This is a genomic window from Schaalia dentiphila ATCC 17982, assembly GCF_000154225.1.
In the GTDB taxonomy this organism is placed as follows: domain Bacteria; phylum Actinomycetota; class Actinomycetes; order Actinomycetales; family Actinomycetaceae; genus Pauljensenia; species Pauljensenia dentiphila.
Genome location: NZ_DS264586.1, coordinates 2,220,597 through 2,236,970, shown reverse-complemented (window position 1 = coordinate 2,236,970; position 16,374 = coordinate 2,220,597). Strand labels below are relative to the sequence as shown.

Below are 16,374 nucleotides of genomic sequence, written 5' to 3'. Positions count from 1 at the left end.
GGGGACGAGGCCTACAGGGCCTCGGCGTAGGGGCCGAAGTCGATGACCGCGGCCTCGTGGTTGTAGCGCTTCTCCGGGGGAGGCAACTGCATGTAGTCGCCGTATCCGCGGCGCAGCAGGGCGTCATACTCGTTCTGGATCATGACCGTGATGTCCTCGAAGGGAACGTCGCGGGTGGGGAAGAACTCCTCCTCGCGCACGATCCAGTTCTGCGGGTCGCGCATCGTGAAGTCGGCGTATACGCCAGTGCCCGTGCCCTCGTAGCGGCGAACCGCGCGCTCCCAGCGGGCCTGCAGGCTCGCCGGCGTCGCGCGCGCAACTTTCAGGCCCAGGTGTGCGAGAGTCGTCGCCGAGAAAATCAGTGCCTTCTTCCACGCCGGCGTGTTGATCAGGTGTGGGCGAGGCGTACCCTGCAGGAACAGCAGGCGCCCCCACAGCCATGACTGGCGCGACATCTCCTGGAAGGCCTTTTCGTCGGCGGGAATCTCATCCAGGGGCAGGATGTCGAGGAAGAAGGGCATCCGGTACTTCGAGTCCTTGTCCGCCTCGGGGATCAACAGGGTTCCCGGCATGACCATCTTCGTGAACATGAAGGGGAAATCGTCGCGCGTGCGCGTGTTATCCAGGCGGAAACGCTCGTCCAGCAGGGCGGGTGCCTCGGCCAAGAAACGCTCGTAGTCGGCGCGCGTCATCATCACGTCGATGTCGTCATCCCACGGAATGAAGCCGCCGTGGCGGATCGCGCCGATCGCCGTGCCGCCGTAGATCGCGTAGGACACTCCGATGTGTCGGCACACCCGGTCCAGCTCGGCCAGGATCAACGTCAGGAGCTTCTGGACCTTGCGCAGGTCGTGATCGGGTGTCGTCATCAGTCCTCCGAATATGACAATGGCGGGTGAGCGCGCGTGCGCCCACCCGCCATTGTCTCACGCCTGGGAGCTCGTGACCTTCTCCGTTCGCTTGGGAAGCAGGTCACCCCAGTTGGAGGTGGCCGCCAGGACCGTACCCACGAGGATCACGACGCAGCACACCACCTGGGTGGCCGTGGGCACCGTGCCCTGCAGGACGAGAGCGAAGATGATCGCCCACGCCGAGTAGGAAATGTTCAGGGCCATGCCTCGCGAGGCGCCGATGGCCGACAAAGCCTTGTAATAGAACAGGTACGAGGCCGTACCCGCCAGGCCGGCGAGAGCCACCACGCCCGCCGACAGGTGGGCCAGCGAATGCAGCGTGAAGCCGAAGACTCCCGCGATCGGCGCCACGACGAACAGGTACACGACCGCCGAGGTCGTTTCGCGGATCTGGAGGGCCACCTCGTTATCCACGGCCTCGTCGCGCATGCCCCACGTGAGGATCACGGCCTCGGAGCCCCAACCGATCACGCAGGCCAGGGCGCCGGCGACGCCCAGGATCGCGTTACCACCTTCCACCGGCTCTGACGTCGCCGACCAGCCCGTCGCCACGATCGCCGCGAGCGCCACTAGCAGGGCAACGATCTGGCGAGGCGCCATCCGCTCCTTGAGGAGCACGAACGCCAGCAGCGTGCCGAGCGCCGGGTAGAACGTCGAGATGATCGCGGTCAGCCCCGGGCCGATGTTGTCGATCGCGATGAGGTAGCCGCTCATGCCGATCGGGCCGCCCAGCAGGGCAGCCGCAATCACCGACTTGCCAGGGCGGGTGCGCAGTGCCTTCGCGGTGTCCTTCAGGCGGCCACGCATCCCCATGTATGCCAACAGGATCACGGCGCACGCGACGTCGTGCAGGACCGCACCCGCCAGCGCCGACTGGCCGAAGTCGGCGAACGGAATCATAGCCAGGGCGATCGCCAGCACGACCGTGTCGAGGCCCCACAGGACACCCGAGAAAATACCGTAACGCTTGCCGCCGTGTTGAGTTTTCATGCCAGCTCACCCTCCTGGGAGACCTGCGCGCCCGAGGCCGAGGTGGCCTCGTACGAAGCGAGCAGGGAATCGATCGTACGCGTCGCGTGCGAGTAGTAGATGTAGAGCCATTCGCCCACGTCGTCGCCCTCGGCCTCCTTGACCAGCGCCCACAGGTACCAGCACCAGCCGGCGAAGACCTCGTAGGCGAAGAAGTGGCGCTCCTCGGCCTCGCTGGGGGCGTGACCCAGGTAGAACTCCAGCGCGGCGTGAGCACGCTCGCGGGTCATCTCCGCCGTGCACACGGTCATCGTGCCGAAGTCGGCTGCCATGTCCGACATGCCCGCGTACTCCCAGTCGATGAGGCTGATGTTGCCATCGTTATCCACCAGGAAGTTCGGGGGGAAGAAATCGTTGTGCGAGGGGACGACCTCGAACCCGTCCGCGTCCGCGAAAGCCTTGAGGCGCAGGACCTTGTCTCGCAGCTCAAAGTAGCCGGGCACATCAATTGGGCCGAAGGTCTTCAGGAGACCCTCGTAGCGCAAGCCTTCGGTGACGAAGTCGAAGGAGCGGTCCAGGACTCGGCCGGAGGTGTGCAGCGCGCGGTCCATCTCCATGGCCGCTTTCAGTTCCTCAGGGCGGGTTACGTCCAGGTTGCGCACGTCGCGCACGAAGCGTGAGAGCTTCCATCCCGCTGCCGGGTCACCCGTGATGAAGGTATCGTCGATGCCGAGTTCGGCGGCTAGGTGCAAGCCAGCGAACTCAGCGCTGCGGTCCACGATCTTCTCCGTGCCGATGCCCGGGTGACGGTAGACATATTCTTCATCGCCCACAGCGAAGTGGCATGACAGGTTTGTGATGCCCTGCTTGAGGGGGTAGAAGTCGCGGATCTCCGACTTTGCGCAGCCCAGAGTCTCGACGATGTGGTCGAAGACCTCAGAGTCCACGTTCTCCATGAAGAGGGGGTCGAAGGTACGCAGCTCGTCGACCGAGTCGAACTCGTGGATGATGCCGTCCGGGTAGCGGCGGATCACCATGTCGAACGACTTGATGTGATCCAGGTAGATGGACTCCCAGAGCTTCGACACCGTCTCGGGCAGGTGGTAGACCTGCTCGAGGATCTCGCGGAACTTCGCGGAGAAAACACGGTCGAAGTAGACGTGGCCGAGCATGACCCACGCGTCGGCTCCGCCCACGGTTGCGCCCGTGATGCGATCGCCCGGACCGGTCTTGATGCACCACTCGTCGGTGGGGCCCTCGATGTAGTTCGCCGAGTAGTAAGCCTTGTAGACATAGGGCTCAAAGGGGTTCGTGGTGAAGTAATCGTCCGAGGAGCACACGTAGGTGTTGTCCAGGCGGTCCTTGACGAGCCAGAGTGAGCCGTTGTTGTTGCGCGTGGCGTATTCGCGGTTGACGACGATGTCGACGCCGTACTTGTCGGCCAGGTAGAAGAAGTATTCCTTCTTGTAGCCAACGACCAGCGCGATGTTTGTGATGCCGGCTTCGTGGAGCTGGCGGATCTGACGCTCGACGAGGATCTCCCCACGCACCTTGAGCGTGCCCTTGGGGCGTTCGTAGCTGATGGGAGCGAAGCGCGAGGACAGGCCCGCGGCCATGATGACGGCGCCCGTGACGCGGTAGGGCTCGAGGGCCTCGCGGCCCGCATCGGTGATCGCGCGATCGTCGGTGTAGCCGGCGGCCTCGCACTCGCGGGTAGCGGTGTTGACGCGCCCCAGGCTCATGCCGGTGGCCTCCGACAGCGCCCGCTGCGTGAGGGGAGCGTCTGCCTTGGCCAGTGCGTTCAGGATGTTGAATTGGGGCTCGCTGAGCGTGCCGACGTTGGTCGTGGGCATGCGATCACCTTTCGTTCATAGAAGCCGCTTGGGTGCTACATGTTCGAGCATAGCACTATTAAGTGGATTTGTGAACGGCGTGGGTGTGAAGTGGCTATCGACGAGGCTCGGGCTGTGTTTCGGGGGAGCGTTGCCACAGGACAACGGCCAGGCCAATCGCGATAGCGCCGGTGAGAGTGCCAATGATCCACACGGCCATCGGGCCGATCGGAGCCGTCGGCCACCACCACTCGTTGCCCGCGCTCAGGTTCCGCGTCGCCAGGTCGATCGGGTAGCCGTGCTGCGTGCGCCCGAACGCGTAGCGCTCGATGACGAGGTAGAGGGCGCGGGCGTTGGTGAGTGCCCACAGTGCCGCCACGAGCCCCGTGGCCACGCGACCGGCGATGCTGGTGGGGAGGCGGAATGCCTCGCTGCCCACGCGCCGCCCCTCATCGTTCGCGCGTGCGGGGGAGGGGGCCAGGAGCATGAGGAGGAATACCGCGAAGAGCGGCAGCATGTAGCGTGGCTGGTAGACGTGAACGTTGTTGAAATGACCGCGCAGGCCGATGACTACCGGAACACCCGTGATTGCGCCGAAAACTGTGATGGCTGAGAGCGCCTTGCGCCAGGTGAGCTGGCGTAGCGACCAGCACAGGACCGCGAGGACCACGAGGCTTGCGCCGAAAGAGACCGTGCCTCGATAGGAGACATCGTTCCAGCCGGGGCCGAGGCCGTGCCCCACAAAGCCGCGCAGGTATGTGGGAAGCGACAAGACGTTCAGCCACAGGATGTGCGAGAGAGAGTATCCCGCCATCTCGTTACTCGAGCCCAGGTGCGAGGCAGCCACGTTCGTGCGCGCCATGACCCAGATGCCCACGACGGACGCGATGCATGCCAGGGTTGCCTCGGGAATGACCCGCCTACTCAGGGGCACTGCGAAGGCCAGCGCGACGGTGATGACGAAGAGGAAGAAGGCGCTGTCGCCGCGGGACGTGCAGGCCAAGACCGCGCCGGCCGCTGCGCAGGCGATCAGGCCCATGCGACGCGCTCCCACCGAACGGGTGGCGGCCAGTAGCCCAGTGGCAAACGCAAACGTGCCTGTCATCGCCCACGATGAGGGGTTCATGCCCGCAACGAAATAGAAGCCCATCGGCAGCCACGCGACCGTCACGGCAACGCTGATTGCGCGCTTCAACCCAGAATCTGCCAGAGCGATGATCGCGCCGATCAGGCCAACCGCGAGCAGCGTGTTCACCGTGCGCAACGCCAACACCGCGTGGCTCGTCGAGCGCTGCACGAAGAGGTGAGCGAACTGGTAGTAGCCCCAGGGGTAGTTTCCGTCGTCCCAGCGCAGGGTCGGCGCCAGCTCCTCGTCCGAGGCGTTGAGGGTGCACAGAGCGGAATTATCGTGGTCGAAGGCGTAGCAGGTGACGTACTCCTTGGCCAGCGACTGCGGCACCATGACGGCCTTCTCGCCGTCCTTAGTGGAAATCTGGCAGCCCGTCTCGTCCACCGGCGGAGGACACCACATGGAACCGACGTGGAAGTCCTCGTCCGGGGAAGACCCCACCGGGGAAGCGATGACCCACGCCAACGAGGCCACAATCGCCGCGGCGACGAGCACGAACGCGGCGATAAACGTGCGGCGCTGCGGGGCGGACGTGGGCATGCGGCGATCTCCTTCGAGCGCGGTCGACTCAGGAACGGGCGGCGGCGCGGAATGCCTCGATGTGGACCGAAGCGGCGCGGGCCCACGTGAACTCGTCGGCGCGCGGAATCGCAGCAGCGCCAAGAGCCTCGCGACGAGCAGGATCGTCCAGCAGCTCCGTGAGAGCCTGAGCGATCGAGTTGGGGTCGATGTCGCAGTAGGCGACGGCGTCGCCGCCAACCTCCGGCAGGGAGGTCAGGCGGGTCGTCAGCGTCGCGGCACCGCAGCTCATCGCCTCCAGGACCGGCAGTCCGAAGCCCTCCGCAATCGAGGGGTAAGCCAGGATGACGCAGCCCGACAGGAAACCGGGCAGATCCTCGAGGGGCAGGTAGCCGGGGCGCAGGACCGTCAGGTGCTCGGGCACCGAGGCCAGGGCGGGGTCGATGTCCTCGTCCCACCCCTTGCCACCGGCCAGCACGAGGGCCGGCGGATTCGGGCGGTCCGAGACGGCCTTCACCCAGCCACGCACCAGGTTCGGCACGTTCTTGCGGGGCTCCAGCGTGCCCAGGAAGCCAATGTAGTCGCGGCCCTCCAAGCCCAGGGACGCCTTGACGCGCTCGCGCTCGGCGTCCGAGACCGGGTGGAAGATCGAGCGATCCACGCCGTGGTAGGCCACGTAGAACTGCGACGGGTCACCGCCCGCGTACTTGATCGTCTCGTCGCGCGTGGCCAGGGATGGCACAATGAGGGCGTCCGCGCGGCGAATCGCGCGGCGAATCGCCGCCGTGAAGAAGCGCTGCTTGAGACGCGAGTGCGCCTGCGGGTGCGAGAAGAACGTCGCGTCGTGCAGCGTGATGACGACGGGCACGCCCGGGAACTGCGGGGACGTGTAGTGCGGGGAGTGCAGGACGTCGGGGCGGACCTTACGGATCAGCTTGGGTAGGCCCGTCTGCTCCCACGCCATACGCGCGGGACGGGACTCGAAGCGCTGCGAAATCGGGATGATGCGGGCCGAAGGCAGGCGCGTCGCGAAGTGCTCGGCGTCGCGCTCTTGGACGGCCATCGTCAGGTCAACGCCCTGCTCGACCAGCTCCGGCACCAGGTCGTCCACGTAGCGGCCAACGCCGCCCAGGTCTGCGGGGATCGCGGTGCCGTCCAGCAAGACGCGGATCGGATGCGAGTGAGAAACGGAGTGGGCCACGATCATCCCCATTGGGTCGGGAGCAACAACTATTCCCCTTATCGTATGCCATTTTGCGCTCGCGGATACTTTTGTTCCTGGCCCCGCGCGCCCGTGAACTACCCTAGATGTATGAGCGTCAACGTTGGAATGGTCGTCGAGCAAATGTGGCAGCCGGTGCCCGGAGGGTCTGGCCGGTACATCGTCGAGGTCGCAGGCCGCCTGGCAGACCAGGGTGTGCATGCTATCGGCATCGCCGCGCGGCGCGGCGCGGGCGAGCCCACACCGAGCGAGGTAGGCCTGACCATCCCCGTGCTCAACTCGGCGCTGCCTCGCCGCGCCCTGTACGCCGCCTGGGATCGGCTGGGTACCCCCAGCGTCGACCGGATGCTCGGCGTCGGATCGGGCGGGGGAGCGGCTGTTGTGCACGCGACCACGTGGGCGATCCCGCCGACCTCGCGCCCCCTGGTCGTCACCGTCCATGACGTCGCCTTCCTGCGCGACCCAGACCATTTCACGGCCCACGGCTCCGCGTACTTTCACCGCGCCCTCGAGATCACCAGGAAGCGCGCCGATGCCATCATCGTCCCCTCCCAGGCCACCGCTGACGACTGTATCGAAGCAGGCTTGGACGCCTCGCGCATCACCGTCATCCCGCACGGCCTGAGCCACACTCCCGTCACCGATGCGCAGGTGGAGGAGTTCCGTTCCCGCCACGGACTCGAACGCCCCTACGTCCTGTGGGTGGGCACCCGCGAGCCCCGCAAGAACCTGCCCACCCTGCTTGCGGCCTACGAGCAGATGCGCGGGACCGACCTTGACCTCGTCCTCGTCGGACCTGCCGGATGGGGAACCGACCCCACCGACGCGCCGCTGCCGCCCGAGCGCGTCCACGTCCTCGGACGCCTCGACGATGCCGACCTGGCCTGCGCGTATGCGGGCGCCCGCGTCTTCACCTTCCCCTCGATCTGGGAGGGCTTCGGCCTGCCCGTCCTCGAGGCCATGGCGCACGGAACGCCCGTCGTGACCAGCGCGGATACCTGCATGGCGGAGATTACGGGTAGTGACGCCGGTCTCCTCGTGCCGGCCACCGACGCCTCGGCCCTGGCCGAAGCCCTTGAGGCAGCTGCCGGCAGCGAGCACGACCGGCTCGCCGCAGCCGGTATCGAGCGTGCCCGCGACTACACGTGGGAGGCCTCCGCCGCCGCTCACGCCGCCATCTACGCGTCCCTGGCGGGCGACCGATGAGGGCGCGCAGCGCGAGGGTCATCCTCGTCAACTGGAAGAATGCGCCGCTCACCCTGCGCGCCGCCCACTCCATCGCCCCGCAGATGGGGGAGGGGGACCACCTCGTCATCGTCGACAACGGATCCGACGACGACTCGCTCATCGTCCTGCGCGAAGGACTCGATGAGCTGCGCAGCGCCGCCGATCCCGCGCGCGTCTCCCTCGTCAACGCCGGGACGAACGACGGCTTCGGCGCCGGTGTCATGGCAGGAGCGGCCGGCCTGAGCGAAGATGCCCTCGTCCTACTCAACAACGACGCGACAGTGCGCGACGGATTCCTCGATGCCCTCCTGGTACCCCTGGGCGAGGCCGTGGGCGCCACGACCGCGCTCATCCTCCTGACCGGCACCTGGCGTCCCTCCACCCCCTCCGACACGGAGTTCCTCGTCGCCCGCGACGGCAGCCGCTGGACGCGCGTCGCCGACGGAGACAGCGGTGGGCAGGTTCTCATCAACTCCACCGGCAACGAGGTCGATCACGCCGGCAATGGCTATGACCGCTCCTGGCTGGACCCCGCCAACTCCCCGCTTCCTGCCCCCGAGGTCTTCGGCCTGTGCGGCGGCGCCTGTGCGATCGACGCCGACGCGTGGCGAGCTGTCGGGGGAGTGCGCACGGACCTGTTCATGTACTACGAGGACACCGACCTGTCCTACAAGCTGCGCGAAGCTGGGTATGAGGTGCGCTTCGTTGCCGGTGCCGTCGTCGACCATGAGCACGCGGCCTCCTCGGGCACGTCCTCGCCCATGTTCCTGCGGGTGAACGCACGCAACCGCATCATCGTTGCCGCCCAGCATGCCCCCTGGGGCGTCGTCGCGCGCGCCATCGCCCGCTCGATTGCTCGGGCAGTGCGCTCGGGCGGACGGGGGCCGGTCGCCCGCGGAGTCCTCCAGGGGCTCCTCGCCCTGCCTCGCGCGCTGCGCCACCGCACCGCCTCGCGTCCTCGACGATAGGGAGTCGGCCTCGCGAACGAGGCCGGGATCGGTGGGTGCGTCACGGCACACAACGCGGGGCGGAGCTGCGTAGCGCCTACGCCTTGATAGACTGGCTGACATGGTGAAGACTGTCCTCGTTACCGGAGCCGGCGGCTACATTGGCCGCCACATTGTTCACGCCCTGCTGGAGCGCGGCCTCGACGTCAGCGTCGTGGACTTCCGCCTCGACGGTGTCGACGAGCGCGCGCGCCGCATCGACACCCAGATTTTCAGCGGCGACGCTGACATCTACGACCAGCTCGGACGCCCGGACGTGGTCCTGCACCTCGCGTGGCGTGACGGCTTTGTGCATAACTCGCCGGCCCACATCGAGGACCTGCCCGCCCACTACCACTTCATCGAGAATCTCCTCGAGGGCGGCTGCACCCACCTGGCCGTCATGGGTTCCATGCACGAGGTCGGCTACTGGGAAGGTGCCATCGACGAAAACTCCGCGTGCAACCCCGCCTCGCTGTACGGCATCTCCAAGAACGCGCTGCGACAGATCACGTCGCTGCTGACCACCAAGCACGGCGCGACCATGCAGTGGTTGCGCGGCTACTACATCGTCGGCGACGACGCGCACGGCTCCTCGATCTTCTCCAAGCTCCTGGCCGCCGCCCAGGAAGGCAAGAAGACCTTCCCCTTCACCACGGGCAAGAACCTCTACGACTTCATCTCCATTCAGGGACTGGCCTACCAGATTGCTGCCGCCGTCTCCCAGGACGAGGTCACCGGCATCATCAACATCTGCAGCGGCGAACCCATGAGCCTCGCCGACCGCGTCGAATCCTACATCCGCGAGAACGACCTGGACATCACCCTCGAGTACGGGGCCTTCCCGGATCGTCCCTACGACTCGCCCGGAGTGTGGGGCGACGCCACGAAGATCCGCCAGATCCTGGCCACCGTCGACGGCACGGGGGAGTAAGGCCGTGAAGCGCGCCGGTATTCTCCTGTTCTTTGATCCCCAGGGCCTCGTCGACGACTACATCGTGGAGTGCCTGACCTCGCTGCGCGAGTACCTCGACGAGATCCTCGTCGTCTCCAACTCTCCTCTGGACGACACTGCTCGTGGGCGCCTCCTCAAGGGTGCCACCGATGTCTTCGAGCGCGAAAACACCGGCTTCGACGTGGGCGGCTACCGCGACGGCATCGCTCGCTTCGGCTGGGACCGCCTCGGTCAGATCGACGAGCTGATCCTCTTCAACTACACCTTCTTCGCCCCCATCAACCCGTGGAAGAACCTCTTCGACCGCGTGGACGCCGCCGGAGCGGTGGACTTCTGGGGCATCACCGAACACGACGAGGTGCGTCCCCACCCCTTCCTGGCGGCCACTCGTATGCCGCGCCACATCCAGTCCCACTGGATTGCCGTGCGCAACCCGCTGCTCAGCTCCCCGGACTTCCGCAAGTACTGGGATGAGATGCCCCCGATCCGCTCCTACAACGACTCGATCCAGTGGCACGAGTCGCGCTTCACGGAGTACTTCGGCAACCTCGGCTACACGCATGTCGTGGCATACCCGCGCGAGGACTACCCCTCGCGCAACCCCGTCTTCGACAACGCGTCGATGCTGCTCGCGGACGGCTGCCCGATCCTCAAGCGCCGCAACCTCTTCCACGACCCGCTCTACCTGGACCGCCACGCGATCATCGGTGCGGACATGCTGGAGCTGGCGGGTAAGGCAGGCTACGACACCGACCTGATCCTCACGAACCTTGCGCGCACCTCGCGTCCGCGTGACCTTGTGACAAACGCGGGCCTGACGACCGTCATCTCTCCGCGAGCCGACCAGGCCACCCTTGACGCCGCCGCCTCCCTGAAGATTCTCGCGGTCGCACACATCTTCTACGCCGACATGGCAGACGAGATCCTCGACCGCCTGAGCGTCTTGCCCGCCGGCTACCACCTGGTGGCCACGACCTCGAACGAGGAGAACAAGGCCCTCATCGAGGCGCGCGCCCAGGAACGAGGCGTGGACGCCGACGTGCGCGTCGTGTCCTCCAACCGCGGCCGCGACATCGGCGCGTTCCTGGTGGACTGCAACGACGTGCTCACTTCCGGCGAGTACGACATCGTCGTGAAGATCCACTCCAAGAAGTCCGTCCAGGACGACTACAACGCCGCCCAGCTCTTCAAGGAGCACCTCTACGACAACCTGCTGGCCTCCTCCGATCACGTGGCCAGCATCCTCGCGGAGTTCGCGGCCCACCCGGGCCTGGGAATGGTGATTGCACCCATGCCGCACATGGGCTACCCGACGATGGGCCACGCGTGGTTCGCGAACCGCGCCCCCGCCCGCGACTTCGCCAAGAAGGTCGGCATCACCGTCCCCTTCGACGACCACCAGCCGCTGGCCCCCTACGGCTCCATGTTCATCGCGCGCCCGGAGGCCCTGTCCCTGCTGACCGGCGCCGGCCTCGTCCCCGAGGACTTCCCGGAGGAAGGCGGCTACAAGGACGGCTCCCTGGCTCACGTCATCGAGCGTCTCCTGTCCTACGCGGTCCTGTCGCGCGGCTACTACGTGCGCCCCGTCATGACCCCGAAGTGGGCGGGCGTGTACTACGGCTACCTCGAGTACAAGCTGGCGGCGACCTCCTCGATGATGCCCGCCTTCGCGATCGACCAGGTGCCCTTCCTCAAGGCGCGCATGGGCACGGTCCCGAACCTGCTGGGTGCCGTCAAGACCAACATCATGGTGCGTACCCCGGGACTGGGGAACGCCCTCAAGCCGGCGTACCGCGCGGCCCGTGGTGCCGTCCATAGGATCCGATCCATGAAGGGTGAGCGATGAGCCTGGCCTCCACGATTCGGGCTGCGGCCCCCCACACGCCCCAGTCCGTCGCGCAGGCATTCAACTCCAGGTCCAACTCGATTGGGTTTTTGCGCTGGCTGATGGCCTTCATGGTCATCTTCTCGCACGCTGGCCCGATCGCTGGTTTCTACGGCGGCGAGGACCTGGGCGTGCAGATCTCCAAGGAGCAGTCCATCGGTGGCGTCGCCGTCGCTGGTTTCTTCTTTTTCTCGGGCTTCCTGATCACGCGCTCGCGTATGGGGCGTGCGACGATCTGGCGCTACATGTGGCGCCGCGTTCTGCGTATTTTCCCCGCTTTCTGGGCGGCCCTGCTCTTCACGGTCGGTATCCTCGCGCCGATCGCCTACTGGCACACCTACCACAACATTTCCGGCTACCTGCACCCGGCCACCGAGTCCCCGCTCACGTACTTCGTGAACAACATGTGGCTGAACCTGGGCCAGCGCAACATCGCCGGCATGGGCGAGAACCTGCCCTACTTCATCCTGCACGGCGCCCGTGACTGGAACGGCTCGGCCTGGACGCTCATCTATGAGTTCAAGGCCTACATCCTGGTGGCGATCCTCGGCCTGTTTGGAGCGCTCGCGAACCGCAAGGTGGGCGGCGCTTTCGCCCTCGTGCTGATTGCCCTCAACGCCCTGCAGTGGATGGGCGCGGGCCAGGTCGCCAACGTCAACTACCTGCTGCGCGACCCCTACATGCTGATGTTCCTGGGCCCCTTTGCCTTCGGCATGCTCTTCACGCTCTACGGCGACAAGATCCCCATGGACTCGCGCCTGGCGTGGGGCGGCCTCATCTTCGGCCTGCTGTCGTATGCGTCGGGCGGCTGGAACATCGTCGGCCAGTACGGCTTCCTGTACTTCCTCATGTACCTGGCGATTCGCCTGCCCCTGCAGAACTGGGAGAAGCACGGCGACCTGTCCTACGGCATCTACATCTACGCATGGCCGATCATGGCGTTCGCCGCCTACTTCCACCTGCAGGATCGCGGCTGGATCGCCTACCACCTGACGGTCGTCGTGACCGTGCACATCCTGGCCTACCTGTCGTGGCACCTCATTGAGAAGCCCGCGATGAGCCTGAAGAACTACCTGCCCGGATGGATGGACAAGCTCATCGAGCACTTCCGTCCCACGTACGATGCCGTGGCACGCCGCATTGTCACGCCAGCCCTGTCCTCGACCAGGATCGCGACGGTCATGGAGGCCGAAGAGGCGGCCGCACGCAGCGAGGAGGAGACCAAGTGAGTGAGAAGAAGGTCGCCGGCCAGTTCAAGGAATCCGAGTCCGGTCTGCGCGATGTCTCCTTCGACGAGGGCGTTCCCGCCGGCTCGTGGAAGCGCCGCCTCCACTACGTGCCCCTCGCGGTTCTCCTTGCGGGCGCGTGCGCGGCCACCGGCGTTGGCACCTGGTACAAGGCCACCCACCCCGCTCCTCAGGTGCCCGCACCCGCCGCCCAGGCCTCGTCCTTCGCGCGCACCACACCCCAATCCCTGCCCGAGGTCTGCGCCCCCACCCCGCGCGCCGACGTGGGTCCGTGGACGCCCGGAGTCGCCGGCACGGCGGGCTACCTGCCCACGGACGCTGCCCAGGCCTCGTTCGAGCAGTCTATGACCGGCGTGACCACCTACGTTCAGGGCCGCGACGGCTACCTGTTCCTCTCCGACGTCTTCAACGCGAACTTCTCCCAGGCACTGGGCCGTGTGCGCCCCACCCCCGAGCAGGTGAGCGCGTGGGACCGCTACATGAGCGGTATCGAGACCGCCGCGAGCGAGCAGGGCGCGACCGCGCTCTTCATGCCCGCCCCGGCCACGTGGGACATCTACTCCGATAAGCTGCCCCAGTGGACCGACCCGCTGATGGGCACGACCTCCCTGGATCTCATGCGCTCGGCGCTGCCTACCCGCGCGTGGGTGGACGTGCGCGAGGGCCTGCGCGAGGCCCGCGAGGGGAGCGAGGCCCCGCTGTACTCGGCGGTCAACCCCCACTGGTCGCCCTACGCCGCGCACGTCGCGTGGAACCAGACGCTGTCCTGCCTGGCTGCGGTGAACCCCCAGCTTGAGGGCCTGCCCTCCCTGACGCCGTCCGGCGTGAGCAGCGTGGACGCCCCCAACGAGTACGAGGCCCTGGGAGCCTCCGCCCAGAGTGGCCCGTGGGCGGTCCCCACCTACGAGCAGGACCCGGGTAGCGTCCACCTTCTGCAGCTGGAGACTCGCGACGATCTGGCCGACACCGCCGCGCGCCTGGCCGAGGTGACGGGCGCCCCCGAGGTGTCCCTGGCCAGCCCCGTCGACTTCCAGAACAAGCCAGCACTCACCTACAACCCGAACGGACGCGGCACCGCGCTCATCGTGCGTGACTCCCAGGGCAACAACCTGGGACCCGAGGTCGCCGCTACCTTCGAATACACGATCCAGGTCGGCCACGGCCTCGACACCGAGCAGCCGACGGACGTTGCCGCCCTCATCGAGGCCTACAAGCCCAGCGTCGTGATCGTGGAGTTCACGCAGCGCTACCTCGTGCTCACGCCGGCCGCCGGCAAGTAGAATAGATTTCCTGACCACGACAGAAGCGATGGGAGTAGCCGTGTCTGAGACGAAACGGGTCATTGACCTGACGGTGCGCATGGCGCAGCGCTCGATCTCCTCGGAGTTCAAGGGCACCGCGCTCGGCCGCCTGTGGTCCTTTATCAACCCGATCGCCACGATCGCCGTGTACGCGCTGATCTTCGGCGTCGTCTTCCGCGGCGAGGCCGACAAGGGTGTGAACTCGGGACTGTCCTCCTTCGCGCTGTGGATTGGCGTGGGCGTCATCGCCTGGAACTTCCTGTCGAGCGGCATCCAGCGCGGCATGGATTCCCTCGTGGGTAACTCCGGCCTGCTCACCAAGGTCTACTTCCCGCGTCAGGTCCTCATCTACTCCTCGGTCCTGGCGCTGGCCTACGACTTTGCCTTTGAGCTGGGCGTCATCATCCTCATCATGTGCATCGCCGGCGGCCCCGGCGTGCTGCTCATGATTCCCGCGGTTATCGTCATTACCCTGCTAGCGATGCTCTTCGTGATCGGCATGGGCCTCATCCTGTCGGTTGCCTCGGTCTACTTCCGCGATATTTCGCACCTGTGGCAGATCTTCAACCAGATCTGGATGTACGCCTCCGGCGTCGTCTTCTCTCTCTCGATGCTCAACAAGGTCCAGACCGACCTGGCGGCCAAGGGATGGACCTGGGGAGGCGAGCCCCTCCCGATCGTCACGATCTTCCGTCTCAACCCCGCCGAGCTCTTCCTCGAGGCCTACCGCTCGACGCTGTACGGCTTCGCGATGCCGTCCTGGCAGGTGTGGCTCGGCTGCGCCGCCTGGGCCTTCGGCATCTTCGGCCTCGGCTCGCTGATCTTCCGCCGCTTCTCGGCACGAATCGTGGAGGAACTCTGATGACGAACGCGATTTCGGTGGAGGGCGTCTCCAAGCGCTTCCGCATCTACAAGAACCGCAACCAGTCCCTCAAGGGCGCGTTCCTGCAGCGTTCGCGCGCTCAGTTCGAGGAGTTCTGGGCCCTCGACGACGTCTCGTTCGAGATCCCGCAGGGCAAGACATTCGGCCTGCTCGGACACAACGGTTCGGGCAAGTCGACGCTGCTCAAGTGCATCGCGAAGATCCTCACCCCGGACAGGGGAACGATCTCCTCGACGGGGCGCATGGCCGCCATGCTCGAGGTCGGCTCCGGCTTCCACCCCGAGCTGTCGGGCCGCGAGAACATCTACCTCAACGGCGCGATCCTGGGCATGAGCAAGAAGGAGATCGACTCCAAGCTGGATGCGATCATCGACTTCTCCGGCGTCGAGCGCTTCATCGATCAGCCGGTGAAGAACTACTCGTCGGGCATGTACGTGCGCCTGGGCTTCTCCGTGTCCATCCATGTGGAGCCGGACATCCTCCTCGTCGACGAGGTCCTGGCCGTGGGCGACATGGAATTCCAGAACAAGTGCATGGACAAGTTTGCCCAGCTCAAGGATCAGGGGCGTACGGTCGTCGTCGTGTCCCACGGCCTCGAGCAGATGCGCACCTTCTGTGACCAGGCCGCGTGGCTGGATCACGGCACGCTCGTCGACGTGGGTGCGGCAGCCGAGGTTATCGACACCTACTCCGACGTCGCTCACCACGCCGTCGAGGTCGAGGGTGGTGGCACGCGCTTCGGCAGCGGTGAGGCCATGATCGAGCGCATCGAACTGCTGTCCGCGTCCGGTCAGCCCACGTCGCTCGTGTACCCGGGCGATCCCGTGCGCCTGCGCCTGCACTACCGCGCGAACGAGCGTATCGAGTCCCCGGTTTTCGGCGCCTCCATCGACACCCGCGAAGGCGTCTTCGTGTGGGGACTGCACGGTATGGACGCCTGCTACGTGCCGACCTCGATCGAGCCGGGCACCGGTCACCTCGACATCGACATTCCGCGTCTGACCTTCAACCCGGGCGCGTACACGATCTCCGCAGCCATCCAGAACCAGGACATGACCAGCGTCATTGACGCCCTGCAAAAGGCGCGCCGCTTCGACGTCCTGCCCGGCCCGGGCATGGAGTCCGGCGGCCTGGTGAACCTGGGAGCGTCGTTCACGGACCTGACGCCCGAGCGCCCCATGCGCGACGTGCCCAGGCGCGGCGCCGCCGACTACGAGCACCTCGCGCGCATGCAGGCCCAGCAGGCCGACGCGCTCGAGAATGAGGACTGACGGACGCAACGGCGTTCGAGGCCGGGGCTCAGCGGTG

The 16,374-nt window shown here is 66.3% G+C and carries 13 protein-coding genes; 8 read left to right on the top strand and 5 right to left on the bottom strand.

Annotated elements, in window-relative coordinates:
- Positions 1–11: 11 nt before the first annotated feature.
- The 5 genes from ACTODO_RS09555 to ACTODO_RS09535 form a co-directional block, all read right to left on the bottom strand.
- On the bottom strand, positions 12–869 hold the full coding sequence (locus ACTODO_RS09555) for a LicD family protein (RefSeq protein ID WP_003793350.1): 858 nt from the start codon (positions 867–869) through the stop codon (positions 12–14).
- Positions 870–926: 57 nt separating this feature from the next.
- Positions 927–1,901 carry a DMT family transporter gene (locus ACTODO_RS09550; RefSeq protein WP_003793348.1) on the bottom strand — a complete coding sequence of 325 codons (975 nt, stop codon included), beginning with the start codon at positions 1,899–1,901 and terminating at the stop codon, positions 927–929.
- Positions 1,898–3,733, bottom strand: coding sequence for a phosphotransferase (locus ACTODO_RS09545; RefSeq protein ID WP_003793346.1), 1,836 nt, complete (start codon positions 3,731–3,733; stop codon positions 1,898–1,900). Before ACTODO_RS09545 ends, ACTODO_RS09550 begins: the two co-directional genes overlap by 4 nt.
- A 94-nt stretch (positions 3,734–3,827) precedes the next feature.
- Positions 3,828–5,381 carry a DUF2142 domain-containing protein gene (locus tag ACTODO_RS09540; protein WP_003793344.1) on the bottom strand — a complete coding sequence of 518 codons (1,554 nt, stop codon included), beginning with the start codon at positions 5,379–5,381 and terminating at the stop codon, positions 3,828–3,830.
- 28 nt (positions 5,382–5,409) lie between these two features.
- Entirely contained in the window at positions 5,410–6,573 is a 1,164-nt protein-coding gene (locus ACTODO_RS09535; RefSeq protein WP_003793343.1) for a glycosyltransferase family 4 protein, read from the bottom strand.
- A 99-nt stretch (positions 6,574–6,672) separates the two neighbouring features.
- Between ACTODO_RS09535 and ACTODO_RS09530 the strand changes: the two genes are divergently transcribed.
- The 8 genes from ACTODO_RS09530 to ACTODO_RS09495 all read left to right on the top strand — a co-directional run bounded on the left by ACTODO_RS09530 (position 6,673) and on the right by ACTODO_RS09495 (position 16,337).
- Positions 6,673–7,788 (top strand): glycosyltransferase family 4 protein, encoded by a 1,116-nt coding sequence (locus ACTODO_RS09530; protein ID WP_003793341.1) that lies wholly within the window; start codon positions 6,673–6,675, stop codon positions 7,786–7,788.
- Entirely contained in the window at positions 7,785–8,777 is a 993-nt protein-coding gene (locus tag ACTODO_RS09525) for a glycosyltransferase family 2 protein (protein WP_003793339.1), read from the top strand. Before ACTODO_RS09530 ends, ACTODO_RS09525 begins: the two co-directional genes overlap by 4 nt.
- Before the next feature lie 100 nt (positions 8,778–8,877).
- Complete coding sequence (locus ACTODO_RS09520) at positions 8,878–9,729, top strand: NAD-dependent epimerase/dehydratase family protein (RefSeq protein ID WP_003793337.1); 852 nt, start codon at positions 8,878–8,880, stop codon at positions 9,727–9,729.
- A 4-nt stretch (positions 9,730–9,733) separates the two neighbouring features.
- Positions 9,734–11,596: a rhamnan synthesis F family protein gene (locus tag ACTODO_RS09515; protein WP_003793335.1), complete on the top strand. Its 1,863-nt coding sequence runs from the start codon at positions 9,734–9,736 to the stop codon at positions 11,594–11,596.
- A complete protein-coding gene (locus tag ACTODO_RS09510) occupies positions 11,593–12,864 on the top strand; it encodes an acyltransferase family protein (protein ID WP_003793333.1) in 1,272 nt (423 codons plus the stop codon). The genes ACTODO_RS09515 and ACTODO_RS09510 overlap by 4 nt, the downstream gene beginning before the upstream one ends.
- Positions 12,861–14,162 carry an alginate O-acetyltransferase AlgX-related protein gene (locus ACTODO_RS09505; RefSeq protein ID WP_003793331.1) on the top strand — a complete coding sequence of 434 codons (1,302 nt, stop codon included), beginning with the start codon at positions 12,861–12,863 and terminating at the stop codon, positions 14,160–14,162. Before ACTODO_RS09510 ends, ACTODO_RS09505 begins: the two co-directional genes overlap by 4 nt.
- A 40-nt stretch (positions 14,163–14,202) precedes the next feature.
- Complete coding sequence (locus ACTODO_RS09500) at positions 14,203–15,045, top strand: ABC transporter permease (RefSeq protein WP_081445504.1); 843 nt, start codon at positions 14,203–14,205, stop codon at positions 15,043–15,045.
- Positions 15,045–16,337 (top strand): ABC transporter ATP-binding protein, encoded by a 1,293-nt coding sequence (locus ACTODO_RS09495; RefSeq protein WP_003793327.1) that lies wholly within the window; start codon positions 15,045–15,047, stop codon positions 16,335–16,337. The genes ACTODO_RS09500 and ACTODO_RS09495 overlap by 1 nt, the downstream gene beginning before the upstream one ends.
- The last annotated feature ends 37 nt before the right edge of the window (positions 16,338–16,374 follow it).